Annotated in this window: 23 protein-coding genes; 8 read left to right on the top strand and 15 right to left on the bottom strand. The window is 60.5% G+C overall.

Features of this window, described 5'->3' with window-relative positions:
• Nucleotides 1-190: 190 nt before the first annotated feature.
• Together GRI58_RS08545 and GRI58_RS08540 are read right to left on the bottom strand one after the other, a co-directional pair.
• The gene (locus GRI58_RS08545) at nucleotides 191-532 is read right to left on the bottom strand and encodes an ArsR/SmtB family transcription factor (RefSeq protein ID WP_160753138.1); all 342 of its coding nucleotides are present in this window, start codon (nucleotides 530-532) and stop codon (nucleotides 191-193) included.
• A complete protein-coding gene (locus tag GRI58_RS08540; RefSeq protein WP_160753137.1) occupies nucleotides 525-1,172 on the bottom strand; it encodes a peroxiredoxin in 648 nt (215 codons plus the stop codon). The genes GRI58_RS08545 and GRI58_RS08540 overlap by 8 nt, the downstream gene beginning before the upstream one ends.
• A gap of 78 nt (nucleotides 1,173-1,250) precedes the next feature.
• On the opposite strand from GRI58_RS08540, the gene GRI58_RS08535 reads away from it, so the two are divergent.
• From GRI58_RS08535 to GRI58_RS15930, 3 genes are all read left to right on the top strand, one after another.
• Nucleotides 1,251-2,186 (top strand): MBL fold metallo-hydrolase, encoded by a 936-nt coding sequence (locus tag GRI58_RS08535; protein ID WP_419957036.1) that lies wholly within the window; start codon nucleotides 1,251-1,253, stop codon nucleotides 2,184-2,186.
• A 111-nt stretch (nucleotides 2,187-2,297) separates the two neighbouring features.
• Nucleotides 2,298-3,071: a sulfite exporter TauE/SafE family protein gene (locus GRI58_RS08530; protein WP_272916334.1), complete on the top strand. Its 774-nt coding sequence runs from the start codon at nucleotides 2,298-2,300 to the stop codon at nucleotides 3,069-3,071.
• Nucleotides 3,068-3,223 (top strand): helix-turn-helix domain-containing protein, encoded by a 156-nt coding sequence (locus tag GRI58_RS15930; RefSeq protein ID WP_160753136.1) that lies wholly within the window; start codon nucleotides 3,068-3,070, stop codon nucleotides 3,221-3,223. Before GRI58_RS08530 ends, GRI58_RS15930 begins: the two co-directional genes overlap by 4 nt.
• Before the next feature lie 83 nt (nucleotides 3,224-3,306).
• Here GRI58_RS15930 and GRI58_RS08520 read toward each other — a convergent pair whose 3' ends face one another.
• Both GRI58_RS08520 and GRI58_RS08515 read right to left on the bottom strand, forming a co-directional pair.
• Nucleotides 3,307-3,621, bottom strand: a complete 315-nt coding sequence (locus GRI58_RS08520; RefSeq protein ID WP_337190929.1) for an ArsR/SmtB family transcription factor — start codon at nucleotides 3,619-3,621, stop codon at nucleotides 3,307-3,309.
• Between the two features lie 258 nt (nucleotides 3,622-3,879).
• On the bottom strand, nucleotides 3,880-4,461 hold the full coding sequence (locus tag GRI58_RS08515; protein ID WP_337190928.1) for a TlpA family protein disulfide reductase: 582 nt from the start codon (nucleotides 4,459-4,461) through the stop codon (nucleotides 3,880-3,882).
• A gap of 16 nt (nucleotides 4,462-4,477) precedes the next feature.
• On the opposite strand from GRI58_RS08515, the gene argH reads away from it, so the two are divergent.
• The 4 genes from argH to GRI58_RS08495 all read left to right on the top strand — a co-directional run bounded on the left by argH (nucleotide 4,478) and on the right by GRI58_RS08495 (nucleotide 8,200).
• Nucleotides 4,478-5,851 carry an argininosuccinate lyase gene (argH, locus tag GRI58_RS08510; protein WP_160753134.1) on the top strand — a complete coding sequence of 458 codons (1,374 nt, stop codon included), beginning with the start codon at nucleotides 4,478-4,480 and terminating at the stop codon, nucleotides 5,849-5,851.
• Nucleotides 5,848-6,090, top strand: coding sequence for an LPS translocon maturation chaperone LptM (gene lptM, locus GRI58_RS08505; RefSeq protein ID WP_160753133.1), 243 nt, complete (start codon nucleotides 5,848-5,850; stop codon nucleotides 6,088-6,090). The genes argH and lptM overlap by 4 nt, the downstream gene beginning before the upstream one ends.
• 68 nt (nucleotides 6,091-6,158) lie before the next feature.
• Entirely contained in the window at nucleotides 6,159-7,421 is a 1,263-nt protein-coding gene (gene lysA, locus GRI58_RS08500) for a diaminopimelate decarboxylase (RefSeq protein WP_160753132.1), read from the top strand.
• A complete protein-coding gene (locus tag GRI58_RS08495) occupies nucleotides 7,421-8,200 on the top strand; it encodes a precorrin-2 dehydrogenase/sirohydrochlorin ferrochelatase family protein (RefSeq protein ID WP_237452189.1) in 780 nt (259 codons plus the stop codon). Before lysA ends, GRI58_RS08495 begins: the two co-directional genes overlap by 1 nt.
• Nucleotides 8,201-8,205: 5 nt before the next feature.
• Here GRI58_RS08495 and GRI58_RS08490 read toward each other — a convergent pair whose 3' ends face one another.
• From GRI58_RS08490 to GRI58_RS08475, 4 genes are all read right to left on the bottom strand, one after another.
• On the bottom strand, nucleotides 8,206-8,403 hold the full coding sequence (locus tag GRI58_RS08490; protein ID WP_160753131.1) for a hypothetical protein: 198 nt from the start codon (nucleotides 8,401-8,403) through the stop codon (nucleotides 8,206-8,208).
• Nucleotides 8,404-8,634: 231 nt separating this feature from the next.
• Nucleotides 8,635-9,033: a Co2+/Mg2+ efflux protein ApaG gene (gene apaG / locus GRI58_RS08485; RefSeq protein WP_160753130.1), complete on the bottom strand. Its 399-nt coding sequence runs from the start codon at nucleotides 9,031-9,033 to the stop codon at nucleotides 8,635-8,637.
• 87 nt (nucleotides 9,034-9,120) lie between these two features.
• Nucleotides 9,121-11,106, bottom strand: coding sequence for an alpha/beta hydrolase family protein (locus GRI58_RS08480; protein ID WP_160753129.1), 1,986 nt, complete (start codon nucleotides 11,104-11,106; stop codon nucleotides 9,121-9,123).
• Nucleotides 11,107-11,211: 105 nt separating this feature from the next.
• Nucleotides 11,212-12,417, bottom strand: a complete 1,206-nt coding sequence (locus tag GRI58_RS08475; protein ID WP_160753128.1) for a trans-sulfuration enzyme family protein — start codon at nucleotides 12,415-12,417, stop codon at nucleotides 11,212-11,214.
• Between the two features lie 135 nt (nucleotides 12,418-12,552).
• Between GRI58_RS08475 and GRI58_RS08470 the strand changes: the two genes are divergently transcribed.
• On the top strand, nucleotides 12,553-13,839 hold the full coding sequence (locus GRI58_RS08470; protein ID WP_160753127.1) for a phospholipid carrier-dependent glycosyltransferase: 1,287 nt from the start codon (nucleotides 12,553-12,555) through the stop codon (nucleotides 13,837-13,839).
• 48 nt (nucleotides 13,840-13,887) lie between these two features.
• Here the strand turns inward: GRI58_RS08470 and GRI58_RS08465 are convergent, their stop codons facing one another.
• The 7 genes from GRI58_RS08465 to GRI58_RS08435 all read right to left on the bottom strand — a co-directional run bounded on the left by GRI58_RS08465 (nucleotide 13,888) and on the right by GRI58_RS08435 (nucleotide 20,933).
• Entirely contained in the window at nucleotides 13,888-15,021 is a 1,134-nt protein-coding gene (locus GRI58_RS08465; protein WP_160753126.1) for a glycosyltransferase family 2 protein, read from the bottom strand.
• A 34-nt stretch (nucleotides 15,022-15,055) separates the two neighbouring features.
• Nucleotides 15,056-16,126: a 3-isopropylmalate dehydrogenase gene (gene leuB, locus GRI58_RS08460; RefSeq protein ID WP_160753125.1), complete on the bottom strand. Its 1,071-nt coding sequence runs from the start codon at nucleotides 16,124-16,126 to the stop codon at nucleotides 15,056-15,058.
• Entirely contained in the window at nucleotides 16,123-16,734 is a 612-nt protein-coding gene (gene recO / locus GRI58_RS08455) for a DNA repair protein RecO (RefSeq protein WP_160753178.1), read from the bottom strand. Before recO ends, leuB begins: the two co-directional genes overlap by 4 nt.
• A 38-nt stretch (nucleotides 16,735-16,772) precedes the next feature.
• A complete protein-coding gene (locus tag GRI58_RS08450; RefSeq protein ID WP_160753124.1) occupies nucleotides 16,773-18,860 on the bottom strand; it encodes an alpha/beta hydrolase family protein in 2,088 nt (695 codons plus the stop codon).
• A 113-nt stretch (nucleotides 18,861-18,973) separates the two neighbouring features.
• The gene (locus GRI58_RS08445; protein WP_160753123.1) at nucleotides 18,974-19,228 is read right to left on the bottom strand and encodes an accessory factor UbiK family protein; all 255 of its coding nucleotides are present in this window, start codon (nucleotides 19,226-19,228) and stop codon (nucleotides 18,974-18,976) included.
• Nucleotides 19,229-19,272: 44 nt separating this feature from the next.
• On the bottom strand, nucleotides 19,273-19,836 hold the full coding sequence (locus GRI58_RS08440) for a TspO/MBR family protein (RefSeq protein WP_160753122.1): 564 nt from the start codon (nucleotides 19,834-19,836) through the stop codon (nucleotides 19,273-19,275).
• A gap of 95 nt (nucleotides 19,837-19,931) precedes the next feature.
• Nucleotides 19,932-20,933 (bottom strand): NAD-dependent epimerase/dehydratase family protein, encoded by a 1,002-nt coding sequence (locus tag GRI58_RS08435; RefSeq protein ID WP_337190927.1) that lies wholly within the window; start codon nucleotides 20,931-20,933, stop codon nucleotides 19,932-19,934.
• Nucleotides 20,934-21,019 lie beyond the last annotated feature (86 nt).

Below are 21,019 nucleotides of genomic sequence, written 5' to 3'. Positions count from 1 at the left end.
CGGCTTCGGTATCCTCAACGGAATGTGGCACGAATTCCACAGCGATCCAATCGACGATCAGACCGTCGTTGATTGATCCTTTCGGCAAAACTACAGCCAACCCACACATCCATGAGCCGACCGAGCATCATTGCACGATCGGCTCAATTTCGTTTTGCCGGAATTATGGCGAATGGATTTGGAGTTCCGATCAAGTCAGTCGTGCAAAACGGGCCACACCCGTAAGATTGCTGGCGACATGGGATTCCTCGGATTCGACCGGTTCGCCAAGCAGGTCTTTCAACATGTCGAGAATTTGCACGAACGTGGCTCTATCAAGCGAATAATAAACAAGTTTGCCTTCTCGCCGTGTATCGACCAGTCCGGCCTGACGCAAAACCGCTAATTGTTGTGATAGCGCAGGCTGCCCAACGCCGCTCGATTGTTCGATCTCGCCGACATTCTGCTCGCCCTTGGCCAGGGTGCTGAAGATCAGATAGCGTACTGGATGCGCAAGCGCCTTGAGCGCTTCGATCTTGTCTTCGTCAATCATCGCCACGCTCTCGCAGGAACCATGCCATGTCGTCGGGTGCTGCGAAGACCGCATCGAGGTCTTGCGACGGCGGCGGCAGCAATTGATCGCCCGCCTGCCAGTCCGCTGGCGCTAGATCACCATCTTCTACAGCTTGCAGCGCGTCTAGCGCTCGCAGCAATTCATCGATCGATCGCCCCACGTTTGCAGGGTAGCATGTCATGAGGCGTATTATGCCGTCAGGATCGATGAAGTACGTCGTGCGGACGGCCGCACTGTCACTGTCAGCCGTACCGACCATCCCATAGGCACGAGCCACAACCATCGTCGGATCTTCGATGATGGGAAAGCGCACTTCCACCCCCAGCCGATCGCGGATCACTCGTAGCCAGGCGAAGTGAGAAAACAGGGTGTCTATGGAAAGCGCAGCGAGCACGCATTTGCGTCCAGAAAAATCATCCATGCGACGGGCGAGAGCCGCAAACTCGGTCGTGCAGACGGGGGTGAAATTAGCCGGATGCGAGAACAAGATCACCCAATGTCCTCGATAATCGGACAGTTTGAAATCCCCGGCGGTACTACGTGCGCTGAAATTTGGCGCACGGTCCCCAATCCTGAGACCAGCGCAAGGAGCCGAACGAATAGGCAGTTCATTTTCCATATTTTATCATACGCCTTGACCCTCGTCACCGCAAGTCATATACATAGTTCAGTAATTGGTAAAGTTTGGAGTAGTATTGTGAGGCCCGATACAGACGTGGCCCGCGATCGTGCCACTGCCCAGATCGAACGCACTTTGGCCGACGATTCAAAAAAACCCACGATTGCGGGATTTTTCGACGAAGCGACCAATACGGTCAGTTACATCGTCCACGATCCGGCAACGTGCGAAGCCGCCATCATCGATTCTGTGCTCGATTACGATGCTGCCGCGGGGCGAACGTCCAATGGCTCGGCCGACCGTATGATCGAATATGTCACTTCCAAGAAGTTGAAAGTGGTCTGGCTAATCGAGACCCATGCACATGCCGATCATATTTCTGCGGCTCCATACTTACAGGAAAAGCTGGGTGGCAAGCTGGCTATCGGGCGCGAAATCATCCGCGTGCAGGACGTGTTCGGGAAACTGTTCAACGCCGGCACCGATTTTGAACGCGACGGATCGCAGTTCGATCACCTGTTCGACGATGGTGAAACGTTCACGATCGGTCAGTTGGAAGGCATCGCGCTACACGTGCCCGGCCATACGCCTGCGGATATGGCCTTCATCATCGGTAATGCCGCCTTTGTTGGCGACACCATTTTCATGCCCGATTTCGGTACCGCCCGCGCGGACTTCCCTGGTGGCGATGCGCGTCGACTTTATCAGTCGATCCGCCGCCTTCTGTCATTGCCGCGCGAAACGCGGCTGTTCCTGTGCCACGATTACAAGGCGCCCGGCCGTGATGATTATGCGTGGGAGACGACGGTCGGGCAACAACGCGACGACAACGTCCACGTCAAGGACGGCATCTCCGAAGACGAGTTCGTTGCAATGCGCACCTCGCGCGACAGCCAGCTCGATATGCCCAAGCTGATCCTTCCTAGCGTCCAGATTAACATCCGCGCCGGTCGTCTTCCCGATCCGGAAGACAATGGCGTCAGCTACATCAAAATCCCCGTTAACGCCGTGTGATCGTGGCGGGTTCGGAAACTCGCCTACCCCCTATTCGGGCCATCAGTTTCAACGTCTTCAGGCAAGGCCAATCATACGTTTCGCAGGCTTCTGACAAAGGACAAATCTAACTTGGACAGTCTGCATATCGCTCTGGGTTTGCTCTCCGGTGGAATGGTGGGTTTCACACTCGGCCTCGTCGGAGGTGGCGGATCTATCCTGGCCGTGCCGCTGATGGTCTATCTGGTGGGAGTACCCAGCCCGCATGTCGCTATCGGCACCAGTGCGCTGGCGGTTGCCGCCAACGCCGCATCTGGGCTCCTCCAGCATGCGCGTCAGCATACGGTGAAATGGCGTTGCGGAATGATGTATGCCGGAGCAGGCATCCTCGGGGCCTTGGGCGGCTCGACCCTCGGCAAGGCCTTCGACGGACAGAAACTACTTTTCCTCTTCGCGTTGCTGATGATTGGGGTAGGCATCCTCATGCTGCGCAGCCGCAAGGCCGCGGGTTCGCTGGATGCTGCGTGCAATCGTGAAAATGCGCCGAAAGTGCTTGGCATAGGTTTAGGGACCGGGGCGTTCAGCGGCTTCTTCGGCATCGGCGGCGGGTTCCTGATCGTACCCGGCCTGATGGCGGCGACCGATATGGCCATGATCAATGCCGTCGGAACGAGCCTCGTGGCGGTGACCGCATTCGGCCTGACTACGGCTGCCAACTATGCCTTTTCCGGGCTCGTCGACTGGATCCTTGCGGTGGTATTCGTGCTGGGAGGTGCAGTAGGCGGGTTCTTCGGTACGGCCATGGCTAAACGCCTGTCTGGTGGTGGGCAGCTCAAAACCATTTTCGCAGTCCTGATTTTCGTCGTGGCCTTCTACATGCTCTGGAAAAGCTGGGGGTCGATGTGATCGTAATACCGGACAAGGACTCGCGTTGCCTGGAAATAGAGCGACTAATCGCTGCGGGGCGTGGCGTATGCGAGAGTTGTCGCGAAATCGGTATCTCGGAAAAAACGTTCTATCGCTGGCGCAAACAGCGCGATGGCGAATTGAGCAGCTGACGGGAGAAATCAGGCGCTCTCGGGATCGAACTCGTGCATAGCGTGATACGTCTTGAAGGTCTTAACCTGTCGGTAAATTGGCACTAGCCGCAATCGCGGCAGAATTTATCGTAAAGCGTCTGCAGCACACTGGCTGCCTCTTCGCTGGCCAGCGAATACCATACAAATTGTGCTTCGCGGCGCGTTCTCACGAGAGTCTCGCGGCGCAATATCGCAAGATGTTGCGACAAAGCAGATTGCGACAGGGGAATATGCTCCATCAAATCCCCGACAGTCATCTCCTGCTCAACCAGTTGGCAAAGGATCATAAGCCGGGTTTCATTGGCCATCGATTTCAACAGGCCGGTAGCACGGGCAGCGTTGGCCTGCATCCGTTCGGGAGCAAGTTCGAGTTTCACTCATGTTCTTTCAGATATTGACGCATTTCAGATGCTAGATCGTTTCCCGTCAATTGTTGTGACAAAAGGTCCGGCAAGATCAACACCCTCGGTCCATCTCGATATCGTGCATCGCACATGTCTTAAGATCAGATGCTAATAAAGCCAATCATTTGCAAGGCTTGGATAGAACAAACGCAAGCAAATCACTTTCGAGGGCAGCCAAGGGCATTAGCTTAACCAGGTTTGCCCTGGTATTACGACATCCGACCTAACCGTCTATCCCCCCTCGTCAAGGGCAGCGCGCACTTCTGGCGAACGCCAATCGAGATCGCCGTTGACCCGCCAGACTTCCTTGCCCTGCGCGTCATACAGTATTGAAACCGGGAGCCCTCCACCGAAGGCGAAACCGAGCTCCCCTTCCTTGTCCATCCAAGGTTTGAGTTTGGCAAAGTGATGTTCGGCGAAGAACTTGGCGACCACATCGGCACCGCCCAGATCCTGGCTTGCGGTGATGATCTGCAATTGCGGCTCGTCACCAGCAAGCTGGTCGAGCAGTGGCATTTCCTTGACACAAGGTGCGCACCATGTCGCCCACAGATTGAGCAGGACCGGCTTACCCTTGATGCTCGCCGGATCGAATGCCTCGCCGTTAAGGCCGGTGAGGTGGAGTGCGGGCATCGCCTCCCCGGCATGGCTGCGATCGATAGTGCCGGATGCCGGCTGCGTAGCAGCGCTGGGATCGGCTGAAGCGGCACTTCCTTGCGCAGTCGGTGGCGCGGCCTTATCGCAACCCGCCAGTGCCAGAACGAGGACCAGCGGTAGAGTGAACGAAGAACGGGACAGTAAGGGGCGGGACACAGGGCTCTCCAACCAGATGTGGGGCGGCAGGTTCGCCGAAGGGCCTAGCGCGATCATGCGCGAAATCAACGCCTCTATTCCTTTCGACAAGGCTTTGTGGCGACAGGATATCGCGAGCAGCAGAGCCCATGTCGCAATGTTGGCGGCGCAGGGGATCGTCTCGGCTGAAGACGCAAAGACCATCGATGGCGGCTTAGTCCGCATCGCCGGGGAATATGAGCGCGACGGTGTCCCGGAGGACTGGGACCTCGAAGACATCCACATGACCGTAGAATCGCGACTGTCGGAACTGATCGGCGCGGTTGCCGGACGTCTCCACACCGCACGCAGCCGCAACGATCAGGTCGCGACCGATTTCCGGCTATGGGTACGCGAGGCCTGTGAGCGGGCCGAAGCAGGTATCGTTGCACTTCAGAACGCGCTTGTCGCAAGGGCGAATGAGCACTCGGCCAGCATCATGCCCGGCTTCACTCATCTCCAGACGGCCCAGCCGGTGACGCTCGGACACCACCTGATGGCCTATTATGAGATGACACGGCGCGATCGCAGCCGCTTTACCGATGCACGCGCACGAATGGACGAATGCCCGCTCGGCAGCGCTGCGCTGGCCGGGACGGGCTTTCCCATCGATCGTCAGATGACCGCTACTGCACTCGGCTTTGCAGCCCCCACCCGTAACAGCCTGGATGCAGTGTCCGACCGCGACTTTGCGCTGGATTACCTCACCGCGGCGAGCCAGTGTGCCCTGCATCTCTCGCGGCTTGCCGAAGAGTTGATCCTGTGGGCCAGCCAGCCCTTCGGCTTTATCCGCTTGCCCGATACGCTGAGCACTGGCAGCTCGATCATGCCGCAGAAGAAGAATCCCGATGCCGCCGAACTGGTGCGCGGCCATGCCGGGCGCATCATCGGCTGCGCCACCGCACTGATGGTCACGATGAAGGGGCTTCCCCTCGCCTATTCGAAAGACATGCAGGACGACAAGCCGCCGGTGTTCGAGGCAGCGGGGCTGCTCGATCTCGCGCTGGCGGCCTGCGCCGGGATGATCGCCGACGCGACGTTCAACACCGACCGTATGCGAGCGGCAGCCGAAGCGGGATTCGCCACCGCGACCGATCTTGCCGACTGGCTGGTGCGCGAAGCGGACATCCCCTTTCGCGAGGCTCATCACATCACCGGCGCGGCAGTTAAACTGGCCGAAAGCCGCAAACTCGCGCTCGACCAGCTTCCGCTCGAAGACTTGCAAGCGATCGATCCGCGGATCGACGAGCGCGTCTATCGCGCGCTTTCGGTCGATGCCTCGGTTGCCGCGCGTGCTTCCTATGGCGGCACCGCGCCCGATGCGGTATGCGAACGCGTGGCCGAAGCGCGCCGCGATTTGGGACTCGAATGATGATACGCGCCTGCCTGATCCTGCTGCTGACAACAGGGCTTGCCGCTTGCGGGCAGCGCGCCGCACTGACACCGCCACCGCAAGCGTCGCTCCCGCCCGCTCCCTACGGTGGCCATGGCAAGCCCGATGCGGAAGCTCTGCTCACCCCGCCCCCACAAGCCGTTCCCGTACTCAGCGTCGAACTGCGCAGCCGCTCTGAAGAGCGCGAGGACGATCCTTTCGACCTGCCCCCACAATAGCCTGGCTGCATGGCCGCGAAGCAAGAGCGTCTCGACTCCGCGCGCCGTCCGGGGCAATGGGCGCCGCCATGGATCACTTTACCCTTCGTGACGGCGTCCTTTACGCCGAAGACGTACCGCTTTCCGAGATCGCCGAGGCGGTCGGCACGCCGGTTTATGTCTATTCGCGCGCAACGCTTGAACGCCATGCGCAGGTCTTTCGCGCGGCCCTTTCCGACCTCAAAGATCCGCTGCTAGCTTTCGCGGTCAAGGCCAATCCAAACCTTGCCGTACTCAAGGTGCTGCAAAAACAGGGCTACGGCGCGGATGTGGTTTCGGCCGGGGAATTGACCCGCGCCCTTGCGGCCGGAATGGACCCGCAAAAGGTGGTCTTTTCGGGTGTCGGCAAGACTCATGACGAAATGCTCTATGCGATGGAAAAGGGCATCGGGCAGTTCAATCTCGAATCCGAAGAGGAAGGCTATGAGCTTTCCCTACTGGCCCAGCGCCATGGGCATCGCGTCGCCTGTGCCTTGCGCGTCAATCCCGATGTCGATGCGCGGACGCATGAGAAGATTTCGACCGGCAAGAGCGAAAACAAGTTCGGTGTGCCGATCGACCGTGCTGCAGCGATTTATGCCGCACTGTCGGACGAGCCGGGTCTGGAAATGCGCGGGATCGCGGTGCACATCGGCAGCCAGCTTTCCTCACTCGAACCGCTTGAAAGTGCATTCGAGAAGCTGGGAGCATTGATTCGTGAAATGCGCGAAGGCGGCCTTTCCGTTACCCATGCCGACCTCGGCGGTGGGCTCGGCGTGCCCTATAAGGCTGACGACGTCATGCCGTCGCCGGCGGAATATGGCGCAATGGTCGCGCGGATCACCAACGATTGGGACGTGCGCCTTGCGTTCGAGCCTGGTCGCCTGATCGCAGGCAATGCGGGCATACTGCTTACCCGCGTCATCCGGGCCAAGCGTAGCAGCAACGGTCCGCCCTTTGTCGTTGTCGATGCTGCCATGAACGACCTCATGCGCCCGGCAATGTATGGCGCCTGGCATGATTTTAACGCTGTCGTACCCACTGGCGAGAGGATGACCGCGCATATTGTCGGCCCGATCTGCGAAACCGGCGACACATTCGCAATGGACCGCGAAACCGATGCGCTGGGAGCAGGCGACCTCGCAGTCTTCCGCACGGCGGGTGCCTATGGTGCGACCATGGCCTCCAGCTACAATTCGCGCGGCTTCGTTCCCGAAGTGCTCGTGGATGGCGACAAGTTCGCCGTCGTCGCCGATCGCATTTCACCCAGCGCGATCATGGATGCCGAACGCGTGCCGGACTGGCTCGGCTGATGCATTCGCTCGCCCTCTTCCACCGGATCGCGGGAAGCCGCGTTGTGGTCGTGGGTGAAGGCACCGCAGCCGAGGCAAAGCGCCGGCTGATCGAACGCGCGGGAGGGATTTGCTGTAGCGAAGCCGAGGCGCATCAGGCACGGCTGGCTTTCGTTGCCGTCGCCGATGGCGAAAAGCCGCACATCATCGCGCATCGACTCAAGCAGCGCGGATTGCTGGTCAATGTCGCCGACCGGCCCGAACTGTGCGACTTCACCCTTCCCAGCATTCTCGAACGCGACCCGGTGATCATCGCCGTGAGTACCGGGGGAGCTTCCGCAGGATTGGCCAAGCATTTGCGATTGCGTCTTGAGGCTTTGCTGCCCGTCTCGCTTGGGAAATTGGCCCAGGCGCTGGCGGCCGCCCGCGACAATATACGCACGCGCTGGCCGGCTTCGGATGATCGACGTGCCGCACTGGACGAAGCTTTATCAGAAGGTGGCCCTCTCGACCCTTTAAAGGATCATGGTGACGACGTTGTGGACCGCTGGATCAACAGTAGCCACCAAACCTCCGCGGCAGAACGAATCGAATTGCTTATCGTAAGCGATGACCCGGACGATCTGACTATCAAACAGGTGCGGTTGCTCGGGCGAGCAGACCGGATTGTTTACGAGGCATCCGTTACGCCGGAAATTCTTGCGCGGGCACGAGCCGATGCGACTCAAAGCGTATTGGGAAATGAACAGCCCGATGAGCGCGACAGCACGGGACTGACACTGATCCTGCGTCGAAGCTGACAGACTTACACCAGTGACCAGACATTGTTGCTGTCACGCATCAGCGAGCCCAATCGCACATTGCCTTCCCACAATCCGACACGACGGTCGAATTTTTCGCCTTGAAGAATGGAGAAAACGCTCAACGGGTCGACGCCCTCGAATTCGACCGATTTGGGTTCGCCTTTGCCGTCGTCTTCGAAACGAATCGTGAATGTTCTCATGTGCTCGCTCCAACCGGAATGAGTGTGACCTTTAATATGTGCGACCAATCATCATTTGATAGGAAACGCGCGGTGATGATTTAGGAATGCTTGGCGGCATCCGAAAAACACCAAGGCGCGAATGTCGCAGCATCATAGCATGCGCACACCGTCCCGGCTGAAACATTTGTTAATCCAAGCGAAATACTCGTCGCTTCCAGGATGTAAGAAGCAACACAAAATTCGTCGTTGTCAGTCCGCGGTAGCCGGTGCCGCGAGAGGAAAGAAGGGGATCCGCACTTCGAAGGGCTCGCCATTTTCGCGATGGAATGTGTAGAACCCTTCCATCGAGCCATGCGCCGTATCAAGCGGGCAGCCCGAAACATAGTCGTGGCTTTCGCCGGGTTTGAGGAGCGGCTGTTCTCCGACAACCCCATCACCATCGACCAGGCCGACCCGACCACCGGCATCGGTGATCCGCCAATGCCGCGTCATAAGCTGCAGCGTCTCGTGCGAGTGATTTTCGATCCTGATATGATAAACCCAGAACCATTTGCCGGCATCCGGCTGGGACTGCTCGGGCAGGAAACTGACCGCCACCCGAACCGCCACCCCTTGGGTAATCGCAGTATGCTGGAACAAGGCTTTCATAATGCAAAAGGTAACGCTTCACGGCGCGCATGCAAGGTGTCGTCCTGGGAATTTCCCGTACTATATCACCATCCGTGACGGGCGATGTCAGCTGGCAGGGTTATTCTTGGCGAGAAACGCGTCCAGCGTTTCGAACCATTTCTGCTCATTTTCCGGCTTGGAAAATCCGTGCCCCTCATCTTCGAAAACAATCTGCTCGACCGGGACATTGGCCTTGGCGGCGGCCTTTACCATCCGTTTGAACTGGCTCATCGGGACATTGGTGTCGGCATCGCCCTGAGCCAACAACAGCGGCCGGGTCAGCCGATTGGCGTGTCGCGCCGGAGACACCTCGTCGAGATCGAACCCATCGCCGCTCACCCGGTCGCGCCAGGCGCGCGCGCCCTTGCTGGTGAAGTATCCCGCATCATAGCTGAGCTGTTTCTTCCAGTCGGTAACGCCGGCAAAGCTTGCCGCGCAGCGATAGCGTTCGGGATTGCGGATCACCGCCCATATCGCCGCATAGCCGCCGTAGCTCGATCCGACCACGCAGACCCGCTTGGGGTCGACGATCCCCTGGCCAACCGCCCAGTCCATCGCATCATCGAGGTCATCCTGCATCTTGCGCCCGATCTGCCCATCGCCAAGCTTGTCGAACGCTTCGCCATATCCGCCCGAACCGCGATAATTGGGTTGCAGCACTGCATATCCGCGATTGGCGAGGAATTGGACCTGCGAATCATATTCAAGCTTGTCACGCACGTTGTACGGGCCACCATGCGGATACAGGATCAGCGGCAGCCCCCGGGCCGACCGGCCGACCGGCAGCGTAAGATAGCCGTGAATCACGGTCCCGTCGCGCGCGGTGTAGGTGATCGGCTTTGGCGTCGCCATCTGCGACGGATTGATCTTGGGATTGCTTAAGAACAGCGCCTTCAGCGAACGGCTTTGCGCGTCATACAGGTAGATTGCCCCCGGATCGTTCGGGCCACCAGCACTGATCAGCGAGCGCGAGTAATCCTTGGCGGAAGACCCGATCCAGACCTCAGGTTCGGCCAGTGCCTTGTCGAGCCGTTGCTGCAATTCGGCAAGCTTCGGATCGAGCCAGACGACCCTGTCGACATCGTCGGTATAGGTCACCGCATAGGGTTTGCCCTGCTTGTCGAACCAGACATCGTCCACGTCCCAGTCGGGATTGGCGTAGATAGTCTTGATCTTCTCACCGGTGCTGTAATCGATCAGCTGGAGCGTCTTGCGACCGTTATCACCTTTGCGAATGACGTATCCCTGGTCGGACCCTTCAACGACCTTGAGCACGTTCCACCAGTTATCATCGCTGTCATCATCGGGATCGACCTTGGCAATCCGACGGAGACTGTCATTGGCGGAAGATCGGTAATAAACGGTGACCTTGTTGCCGCTATAGCCAAAGCCGAGCCGGACCACCCCTGCGTCGTCGGCATACCAGTCCCAGACGCCGGGCATTTCGCTCTGCACCTTGTCGCCACGGTCCTTGGGATCGTCGAGCGAAACCCGATAGACGCGGGGATATTCGTTATAGCTGCGGCGCAGCGCCTGAAGCATCGAACTCCCATCTGGCGCGACCCACAGCACATCGTCACCCTTGGCGGTGAGCCATTTCGTTCCGACGAAGTAACGCTCGCCGTTTTCGATATTGAGGATCATCAACCGCGTGACTTTCGTTTCGTCACCGCCGATCTTCTGCATCTGGGATACCGAAAACAGCACCTTCTTCGGCCCGGCCCAACGGAGCCATTCAAGCGAAACCTTGTCACCGAGCTTCGTCGCCGCGACCGGCTTGGAGGTCACAGTGTCCATCACCACCAACATCGGTTCTTTGGCGTTGCGCATCTGCATGGCGATATGCGCGCCGTCGGGTGCCATCCGAACGTAATTGAAATCACTGCGGGCGGCGAAATCGGCAGCAGGAATCCGGGGCGGCGTGGCGCTGGTCTTTGCTGACGTTGCCATCGGCACGCTGGCTTCAGGAGGTGCGGCTGACACCCCGGCCGGCACCCAACCTAGGCCCGCGACCATACCCACAAGCGCCACAGCGCGATTCCAGCGACCCATTTTATACCCCCATGTGCCGATCTCCCGATCGGCTTGGGGTCATCTTATGAAAAAATCCCTACCATGCAAGCGGCTGATTTTACGGATCGAATGGCCACCCCGCCATTACATGTTCAGCCGACCAAGTGCGCGATCGAGATCCTCCATCAGATCCTGTGCATCCTCGAGCCCGACGTTGATACGCAGAAGGCCTTCGGTCACGCTCATTTCCGCCCGCGCTTCCTCGCTCATCGCAGCGTGTGTGGTGCTCGCCGGGTGGCACATCAGGCTGCGCGCGTCGCCGATGTTGTTCGAGATGTCTATCAGCTCCAGCGCATTGAGCAGCGCAAATGCCTGTTCTCGGCTGCCCATGTCGAAGGCAAAGATCGGTCCGCAGGCTTCCATCTGGCGCATTGCCAGCGCGTGGCGTGGATGACTGGCGAGACCGGGGTGGAGAATGCGCGGCACCCGCCCTTCGAGGAATTGGCCAATGGCAAGAGAATTCTCACTCTGCCGATGCGCACGCAGAGACAGCGTCTCCAGCCCCTTGAGCACCACCCATGCGTTGAACGGCGCGATATTCGGGCCGGTGTTGCGCTGGAACGGCAGCAGCACGTCGTTGATGAATTCCTCGCTTCCGCAAACTGCTCCGGCGAGAACCCTGCCCTGCCCATCCATCAGCTTCGTGGCGCTATAGGCAACCACATCCGCTCCGAATTCGAGCGGGCGCTGCAAGGCCGGGGTCGCAAAAGCGTTGTCGACAACGGCGGTGATGCCATGCGCACGGGCAAGACCGCAAACATATTCGAGATCAACAACATCGAGCGTCGGGTTGGCGGGAGTTTCGAAGAAGAACACCTTGGTTTCCGGACGAATCGCGCGCTCCCACGCGTCGTTGTCGGCGCTGTCGATGGTCGTGCCCGTTATGCCAAAACGCGGCAGGAGATTATCGACCAGCCAGCGACACGAGCCAAAGGCTGCACGGGCCGCGACCACGTGATCGCCTGCGGACAGCTGGCATAGCAGCGCGGCGGTCATTGCCGCCATACCGCTCGCCTGCGCCCGGCATGCGCCCGCGCCATCGAGCAGCGCGATGCGTTCTTCCAGCATGGCGACAGTGGGATTCTGAAGGCGGGAATAGGTCATCCCCTGTTCCTCGCCCGCAAACCTTGCCGCGGGAGTTTCGGCATCTTCGTAGCTATAGCCCGAGGTCAGGAACAGCGCCTCACTTGTCTCGCCCAATTCCGACCGCCAGGTGCCGCCGCGCACCGCTCGAGTTGCGGATCGCCAGTTGCGGGTGACGGTACGATCGGTTCCGGTAGTCCTTTTCATGAGTCCAGCTCTAGCATTGGCAAACTGCGCGGCAAGGCTTCAACTGCACAGTGCCCGACCCCAATTTTCACGATATCCTGCGCACCGCCAATCCGCGATTGCAAAGCCCGATAGGCAGGACTAGGCGAACCGGCCATGAGCCGAGCCCCCGCAAATCCACGCGATCCCCTCGGCTGGTGCATAGCGATCGCGCTCGGTTTCTGGGCGCTCACGCTGATCCGGCTGACCATCCCGACCAAGCCCTATTTCGACGAGGTGCACTACCTGCCCGCAGCGCGGGAGTATCTGGCGCTCGACACTTTCATCAATCGCGAACATCCGCTGGTCGGTAAAGAAATTATCGCGCTCGGGATGACGCTGTTCGGCGACAATCCATTCGGCTGGCGGATCATGTCGTCGATCGGTGGAATGCTCGCGCTGTTTGGAGCGATGCGGGCGCTCTGGTTCGCCACGCTGAGTCGCTTCGCCACCATCGCCTACGGCATCCTGCTGATCACCGGCTTCATGCTGTTCATCCACTCGCGCATCGCCATGCTCGACATGTTCATGGTGACCTTTGCCGCGCTCGCCTATTGGCAGCTGGCAGGCGCACTTCGCGAGCCAGAAACCGGCCGCTGGAGACTCGCGCTGGCCGGCATTTTCCTTGGGCTTTCGATAGGGGCGAAATGGAATTCCGTGCCCATCGCCGCGCTGGCGGGCGCCGCATTTCTGGTGATACGCGCAAATGCTGGGCGCAGGCGGTTGCTGCTGTCTCATCGTGGCTTGCCCGTGCCGGGTATCAGTCTGGTCGAAGCAGGCTTCTGGCTCGGCGTAGTGCCCTTGGCAGTTTACACGCTGACCTACCTGCCGGGATGGTTCTTCGCCCATGGCGCAATCGGTACGCCGAGCGGCTCGACAAATTTCTTCACATTCCACCTCGACGCTTTGAAATTGCAGGAAAGCGTCATCAAAAAACACCCCTATATGAGCCGCTGGTGGCAATGGGTCTTCGATATCCGTTCGATCTGGTACCTCTACGAGCATGTCGACGGGGCGCAGCGCGGCGTGGTGCTGATCGGCAATCCGCTGACCATGCTGTTGGGCCTCCCAGCGTTAATCTGGGCCGCCTGGGCAGGGTTCATGAAGCGCAATGCGGCGGCTGCCGGGGTGTTCCTGATTTACGCGTTGAGCCTCGGCATGTGGATCGTCGCCGATAAGCCGGTGCAGTTTTACTACCACTACTTCCTGCCCAGCATGGCGCTGTTCGCCGCGCTGGCGCTGGCGCTCAATGCGCTCAGGCAACGCGGCCACTGGATCATGGCATGGACGCCGCTGGTTCTGAGCGTAGTTGTGTTCGTGTATTTCTATCCGATCCTGAGCGCCGCAAGACTCTCAGGCAAACTTGCCTATGTGCATTGGATGTGGATCAACGTCTGGCGCTAGAGCGGCGTGCGGGATATCTGGCACGCCGCTCTAGGTTTCGTCTGAAAATCAAAAGCGACCCCAGACGAAGCGGCTGGAGAGCGCGTAATTCCAGACCGAACCGATGGCGATGCCGACAAGCGCCGCGGGGATCGTGTGCATCCCCATATCATGCAAAGTCGTCGCCACCGCGACATTGGCGAAGGCGCCGATCGAACATGCGATAATGAAGCTGATCCAGCCGCGCAGCAGTTCGCCCGCTTTGGCAAGCCGCTTGTCGCGATAGGTGAGCCAGTTGTTGAGCCAGAAATTAAAGCTCATCGCAGCGAAGGCGGCGGTCGCCTGCCCCCAGGCGAATGCCACGCCGAAGATCCTCATCACGACGAACAGCACCGCCATATGGACAAACACGCCGAGGACGCCGACCGTGGCAAACAAAGCGAACCGCGTGGGGATCAGGCGGCCAAAGCTCTTGTCGTAAAGCCCGGCGAGGAAATCGAAGGCAATCGCCCGGTCGAGCTTGGATTCGCCGGACCGGCGAGCGGAAAAGTTCATCGGGAAATCCTTGACCTTGAGCGGCGTATCGGAGGTTGCGAGCAGATCGAGCAGGATCTTGAAGCCGATCGCAGAGAGATTGGGCACCAGCGCGCGGGCCGTCTGCGTTCGCAGCAGGAAATATCCGCTCATCGGGTCGCTCAGTTCGACGCCGGTCAGCTTACGCGCGAGCCGGTTGGCAACGCTGGACAATTTCTCACGATCGGGGCGATTCCATTCCGCCATGCTCGCCCCTTCGGCAAAGCGGCTGGCAACGGCGACTTCCGCGTCGCCCGAGCGCACGCATGCGAGCATGGGCACGAGCAGATTGGGGTCATGCTGGTGATCGGCGTCCATCACGGCGCAGAAGGGAGCGGCGGTCGCGCAGAACCCTTCGATCGCAGCACTGGCAAGCCCGCGCCGACCGATCCGCTGGATCGCCCGGACCCGGGGATCGGACAGGGACAGGCGGCGGACCTCGTCGGCCGTGCCGTCCTTAGAGTTGTCGTCCACCACGAGCACCTCCCACCCATCGGGGCCGAGTGCGGTCTCAATCCGGTCAAGCAGCGGCGCGATATTGTCGCGCTCGTTGAGTGTCGGAAGGATGATCGCAAGCTCCAGCGGCTTGCGGTGAGTGATAGCTTCTATGGCTGAAGTGGTCTGGCTCATATCCATGGTCGCGTCGGTCGATAGACGAAATTGGTCAAGATATGGTTAGCAATTCGCTAAGAACCGCCTTCGTCATCGTTTCGGTATCGGCATTTCCGCCAAGATCCATGCCGCGCACTCCTTTTGCAAGCGCCTGGCCTACGGCTTGTTCGATCCGCCCGGCCTCCGCTTCCATTCCGAGCGAATGGCGCAGCAGCATGGCAAGGCTCAGGATGGCGGCGCAGGGGTTTGCTCTACCCTGCCCGGCAATATCGGGTGCGCTTCCATGGATCGGCTCGTACAAGCCGAAAGTTCCGTAATCGGTCTGTCGCTCGCCCAGCGAGGCACTGGCGAGCAGGCCAATCGAACCGACGCAGGCGCTTGCCTGATCGGACAGGATATCGCCGAACAGATTGCCGGTCAGCACCACATCGAACTGGCTCGGCTCACGCACCATCTGCATTGCGGCGTTGTCGACATAGATATGGTCGAGCGCGATCTCGGGATATTCGCGCGCGACCTCGATCACCGTTTCGCGCCAGATACGGCTGGTTTCGAGGACATTCGCCTTGTCGACGCTGGTCACCTTGCCGCGCCGCGAACCCGCCGCGCGGAATGCGACATGGGCGATACGACGAACCTCGCCTTCGCCATAGGCCATCGCGTCCCAGCCAACGCGCTCGCAGTTTTCGCCGATGCGTTCACCCTTGTCGCCAAAGTAGACGTCACCGGTCAGCTCGCGCACCACCAGCAGGTCGATCCCGGACGCGATTTCGGGACGCAAGGGAGATAGGCTCTCCAGTCCCGGCCAACCTGCCGCCGGACGCAGATTGGCGAACAGACCGAGCGCTGACCGCAGGCCGAGGATGGCCTGTTCGGGTCGCAAGTCGCGCGCCAGATTGTCGCATGTGGGATCGCCCACAGCGCCGAACAGGATGGCATCGGACGAGCGTGCAAGTTCCAGCGTTTCGGGCGGCAGCGGATGGCCGTGGCGATGATAGGCCAATCCGCCGACATCGCCTTGTGCAAGTTCGATATCGGGCAAATTCAACGCATCGAGCACGCACAGCGCCGCGGATGTGACCTCAGGTCCGATACCGTCGCCCGCAAGCACTGCAATTTTCATGTCGATGTCACCATTTTACCCAGCCGCTCGCGCAGCATTGTGCGCGCGCCCATAACATCGCCGCGCAAATGGGCAAGCAAGCGCGTGGCAAGCGTTGCTTCCAGCCTGTCAAGCCAGACCAGCGCCTCCGCGACATTGTCGATCCGCGGAGGCACTTCGCCGCCGCCATAGCCCAGTTCGCGCAGCAGCAGCACTTCATAGGCAACCAGCGCCCCGGTCCAGCCGCGTGCCGACGGCGCATGGCAGATCGCATCGAGCAGCGCGCCAAGCGCCTGATAGAGTGCGGGATAGGGATGGCGTTCTGGAAGGGTCGCAGCGGTAAGCGCGCACACCCATGCGATCGCGCTGGCCGGAAGCGGCTCGGTCATCCACGGCCCACGGCTCTCGACCAGTTCAAGCCGGGCGAAAGGCAGCTGGCTATCGGACTTGGCGCGAATATCGGCGGCAACGACATTGCCAGGAATCACAACTGGTCGAAGAATACGCCCGCGCCCGCCCGCGACATAGGCGGCGACCAGCCCCGCCTCCTCGGTCAGCAGGCGCGCAATCACGGCGGTTTCGCCATGCGCGCGGGCAGCGACGAAGATAGCGGGGGCGGCAAGCTGCATCATCGCTGCCTAGCCGCCCCAAGTGGTCACGAAAAGCGTCAGTCGCCCGCCTTTGCGGCAGCCTGATCGACCCTTCCGCCATTCTTGTATTTGTCGAACCAGGCGATGATCGCCGCCGCCTTTGCCGCGCTCTGGCTCGGGCGGCCGGCGATGCCGTGGTGGCTCGCATCGGGTACGATCACCAGCGTCGTCGGCACGCCGCGCAATTGCAGTGCCGCGTAATATTGCTCGCTTTCCGAAGCGGGTGTGCGGTAGTCGTTCTCGCCGACCACGACCATTGTCGGCGTCTTCACATTGCCGACCAGCGACAGCGGGCTGCGCTTCCAGTATTCCATGGGCTGTTCCCATGGCATCGCGCCGAACCAGTAACGCGGCGCAAAGGTCGCAAGGTCAGCGGTCAACGCCTCGCTAGTCCAGTTGATAACCGGCTTCTGCGTAGCCGCGGCAGCGAAGCGGTCGGTCTTGCCGACGATCCAGCTTGTCAGCACCCCACCGCCCGATCCTCCGGTGACGAAAAGATTTTTGGGGTCCGCCACGCCATCGGCAATCGCGGCATCGACCGCGGCCATGAGATCGTCATAGTCGGGGCCGGGATAGTCCTTGTCGATGAGGTTGGCGAAGCCAGCCCCGTAGGACGTAGATCCTCGCGGGTTGGTATAGAGCACCGCATAGCCCGCAGCCGCATAGAGCTGGTCGTCGGTCGAAAATCCCGGCCCGTATTCGGCATTCGGACCACCGTGGATTTCGAGGATCAAAGGCACCCGCTCACCCGGTTTGCGATGTGGCGGCTCGATCAGCCATGCGTCGATTGGCTTGCCATCGGGTGCGGTCACAGCAAGCTTGCGCATCGGGGCAATGTCCTTGCCCTGCATCCACGTGACATTGAGATGAGTAAGTTGGCGAGCCTTGCCGCCGCTCTTCACAAACAAGTCCGCCGGGCGCTCGAACGAGCCTGCACCATAAGCCAGCGTTCCGTCACGGCTGACGCTGAAATCCCCGGCGGCATAGGGGCGGTCAGAGATCGAACCCGGCACCAGATCCTGCACCGCCACGCTGCGCCGACCGTCCATCCCGATCCGCGCCACCTTGATGATCCCGGCATCGGCATAGGACGCATAGATCGTATCGCTGCCCGACCAGTCGAATGCGTTGACCGAGCGATCGAGGCTGGTGGTGAGCGAGTGCGGATCGGACCCGTCGGCGTTCATCACATAAAGCTGCGTATCCTCATAGGCACGCGGGCTGTCGTCGAAGCCGAGATAGGCGATGCGCTTGCCATCGGGCGAGATGCTGGGCGCGTAGTCCGGCCCGACGCGATGGGTGAGCGTCGTGATCGCCCCACTGGCAAGATCGACGCGGTAGATTTCCGATTCGCGCCCTGCCCGCTCCCAATCCTCGACCCGGTTGCCGGTGAACAGGATTGCGCGGCCGTCGGGCATCCACGACAGCGATCCGCCCGCGTCCCAATTGCCCGAAGTGACACGACGCGAAGCGCCGCCCTCTGCGCTGACCACGAACACCTGGTCGAAGCCGGGCTTGAGATATCCAGCATCATCGAAGCGATAAGTGACCTTGTCGATGATCTTGAGCGGCTTGGCCCATTTCGCCCCTTCCGGCTTGTCGGGTGCCTTGCCCAGCTTCGGCGCATCGCCTGGTACGCGCATGGTATAGGCGATCCGTGTTCCATCTGGCGACCATGCGATCGAACCCGGGCTGTCGGGCAGGTCGGTCACCCGCACACTCGCGCCGCTTTTCAGCCATAAGATATGCAGCTGCGCGCCATCGCCGCCCGCTGTCGAAACATAGGCGATGCGGGTGCCATCGGGCGACCAACGCGGCGAAAAGGCGGCGCTGCCATTGGTCACCAGCGGCCGTTGCATCCCGCTTTTCGTGTCCACCAGCCACAGCGAGGGACTATAGCGATCGTGCATGATGTCGCCCGACACGCGAACATAGACGATCTGGCTACCATCGGGGCTGATCTGCGGGTCGGCAGCGCCTTCCAGCTTGAACAGATCGTTACCGGTAAAGGCCCGCGTCGGCGCTTCTTGTGCCCTGACGTGCGCTGCAATCGGCGCGCAGCCCAAGGCCAGCGCCGTAAACGCTGCCAATCGCAATTTTCCCATTGATCCCCCTCGCCCTCTCTTCAGCTTCCATGAAGGGCAAGTCTGACCGCAGTGGTAGTGTTACGCAAGCACTTGTCGCGCACCCAGCGCAGCTTCACAGCGGAAGAGTGGGATCAGGCCTTCGTGTCTTGTCCGGCTTCGAGCTTGGCGACGCGTTCGGCCAGCTGCTCGGCCTGTTCGCGCGCCTTGGCCGCCATTTCCTTGACTGCGTCGAATTCCTCGCGGCTGACAAAGTCCATGCCGCCCATGGCGCCCCTTAGCCGTTCGCGCGCGGATTCGCGGGCCTCGCGGGTCATGCCGGCAAAGGTTCCGGCCGCCGCATTGGCGAGTTTGACAAAATCGGCGATCAGCGGGTTTTCGGATTGCATGGCTGGCTATCTAGGCGTGCCGGACGCAGCAATCAATCGCCCAGTCACTCTCCGATCCGCACACGCGCAGCAGCCGCGCCGGGGTCGCTCGCGCCATCGGCCTGCGGGTTCATTTTCACGAACTGGTAATTGAGTACGCCAGCAAACAGTACCCACGCGAGATAAGGCACCAGCAACAAGCCCGCGAGCTGACGCACACGCCAGAACAGCCACAGGGTAATCGCCAGTGCCACAGCCAGCGTGACGATGATTCCCAAGGCCTCGCTCATACGATGCAGACCGAAAAACACTGGGCTCCACGCCAGGTTGAGAGCAAATTGCACGCCGAAGGCGATGATCGCGGCGATGCGTCCGCGCGCACCCCATGCCGCACACACCAGAGCCAACGCGAAACCCATCAGCGCATAGAGAATCGTCCACACGATCCCGAAGGCTGCCGGTGGCGGGTAAATCGACGGCTTCACCAGCGCGGCAAACCACGGATTGTCGGGGCCGCTGGTGGCAACCATAGCCGAGAGATAGCCGAGCAGCAGACACGCCGGGATGCACACTAGTGCCCAGCGCAACAGGCTGGCACGCAATTGCTCGCGCGAGGCCAGACCCCTCATCCCAAGGCCCTCGTCAAGAGCCGCTTATCGGTGAAAACCCGGATTCGCATGAATGACGTTCTGCCGGGCCGCGGGCCTGTGCGCAACGGGCCAAATCAAAGATTCACAATGCGTCTCGCAACGAGACTGCGGATAGTGTCCTCGATGGTCTGCTCGGCCGGAATGAAGGTGAACCCCAACACCTCCTCGGAATGCTTGCCCGAAACGTCACGGACATGACCCAACTCATCCTTGATCTGCTTCATTTCCGGGACGAAGGGTGCGATCAATCTGACCAGGAAATCCGGCATTTTGCGCTTCGGCACCTTGGTTGTGTATTCCGGCACACGCTGGCGGGCGACATCGGCCATTTCCGAAATCCAGAGGAATTTTTCGGACGCCGGGAGACGCTGCCCGCGAACTTTCGCGGCCGGCCCTTCGATTGCCAGAACATGCATCTTGGCAACGTCGCGCACGTCGGTCACGCAGATTCCCATGTTCGGCAGTAGCGGGATCGACCCGTCGATCAGCTTCTTGACGATCTCCACAGAGGTCGAAAGATCGTCGTCATGGACCGGCCCGAACACAGCGACCGGATTGATCGAGCAGAACTCCAGCTCCGGTGCATTGACCGCCACCCAATCGCGCGCGGCACGTTCCGCGACCGTCTTGGATTCGATATAGGGCGGCACCCCCGCCGTCAGGTCGGTCCAGTCTGTGTAGTCGAAATGAGTCTTGTCCGGCTGGCCATAGGCGATCGCGGCTGCAGAGCTGGTCTGGACGAAGCGGACAATTCCCGCCTCTTGGGCAAAACGCAGCGCACGCAGCGTGCCCTCACGCGCAGGGATCACAAGCTCATCCGCATTCTTGGGCACGCCAAGGGGGAACGGCGACGCGACATGGGCTACGGCAGCGCAACCTGCATTGGCCTCCGCCCAGCCCGCATCATCCATCAAATCCGCCTGATAGACAGTCAGACGCTCGCCTGCGTCGGGCCAACGCGCCCTGAGCCGAGCCTCCGACTTGGCCTTGTTTCGCACTGTCGTGTTCACCGAATGCCCGCGTTCGAGCAGCTGGTCGATCACTTCACCGCCGATATAGCCGGTACCCCCGGTCACCAGAACTCTCATCGCCACCTCGATTTCCAGCCCTCCAACTCTCGGGTTTGGGCGCTCTGGTGGCATTTTGCAACTCGTGGTGCCGG

The sequence above is a fragment of the Qipengyuania algicida genome (assembly GCF_009828025.1).
Taxonomy (GTDB): Bacteria; Pseudomonadota; Alphaproteobacteria; order Sphingomonadales; family Sphingomonadaceae; genus Qipengyuania; species Qipengyuania algicida.
Note: the sequence above shows the minus strand (reverse complement) of the source record. Positions and strands in the feature narration are given on the sequence as shown.

Bases quoted from the DNA above. Each gene is read 5' to 3' on its own strand.
- GRI58_RS08545 (WP_160753138.1), bottom strand. From the start codon at position 532: ATGATTGACGAAGACAAGATCGAAGCGCTCAAGGCGCTTGCGCATCCA.
- GRI58_RS08540 (WP_160753137.1), bottom strand. From the start codon at position 1,172: ATGGAAAATGAACTGCCTATTCGTTCGGCTCCTTGCGCTGGTCTCAGG.
- argH (WP_160753134.1), top strand. From the start codon at position 4,478: ATGTGGGGCGGCAGGTTCGCCGAAGGGCCTAGCGCGATCATGCGCGAA.
- lptM (WP_160753133.1), top strand. From the start codon at position 5,848: ATGATGATACGCGCCTGCCTGATCCTGCTGCTGACAACAGGGCTTGCC.
- lysA (WP_160753132.1), top strand. From the start codon at position 6,159: ATGGATCACTTTACCCTTCGTGACGGCGTCCTTTACGCCGAAGACGTA.
- GRI58_RS08495 (WP_237452189.1), top strand. From the start codon at position 7,421: ATGCATTCGCTCGCCCTCTTCCACCGGATCGCGGGAAGCCGCGTTGTG.
- GRI58_RS08490 (WP_160753131.1), bottom strand. From the start codon at position 8,403: ATGAGAACATTCACGATTCGTTTCGAAGACGACGGCAAAGGCGAACCC.
- apaG (WP_160753130.1), bottom strand. From the start codon at position 9,033: ATGAAAGCCTTGTTCCAGCATACTGCGATTACCCAAGGGGTGGCGGTT.
- GRI58_RS08480 (WP_160753129.1), bottom strand. From the start codon at position 11,106: ATGGGTCGCTGGAATCGCGCTGTGGCGCTTGTGGGTATGGTCGCGGGC.
- GRI58_RS08475 (WP_160753128.1), bottom strand. From the start codon at position 12,417: ATGAAAAGGACTACCGGAACCGATCGTACCGTCACCCGCAACTGGCGA.
- GRI58_RS08470 (WP_160753127.1), top strand. From the start codon at position 12,553: ATGAGCCGAGCCCCCGCAAATCCACGCGATCCCCTCGGCTGGTGCATA.
- GRI58_RS08465 (WP_160753126.1), bottom strand. From the start codon at position 15,021: ATGAGCCAGACCACTTCAGCCATAGAAGCTATCACTCACCGCAAGCCG.
- leuB (WP_160753125.1), bottom strand. From the start codon at position 16,126: ATGAAAATTGCAGTGCTTGCGGGCGACGGTATCGGACCTGAGGTCACA.
- recO (WP_160753178.1), bottom strand. From the start codon at position 16,734: ATGCAGCTTGCCGCCCCCGCTATCTTCGTCGCTGCCCGCGCGCATGGC.
- GRI58_RS08450 (WP_160753124.1), bottom strand. From the start codon at position 18,860: ATGGGAAAATTGCGATTGGCAGCGTTTACGGCGCTGGCCTTGGGCTGC.
- GRI58_RS08445 (WP_160753123.1), bottom strand. From the start codon at position 19,228: ATGCAATCCGAAAACCCGCTGATCGCCGATTTTGTCAAACTCGCCAAT.
- GRI58_RS08440 (WP_160753122.1), bottom strand. From the start codon at position 19,836: ATGAGGGGTCTGGCCTCGCGCGAGCAATTGCGTGCCAGCCTGTTGCGC.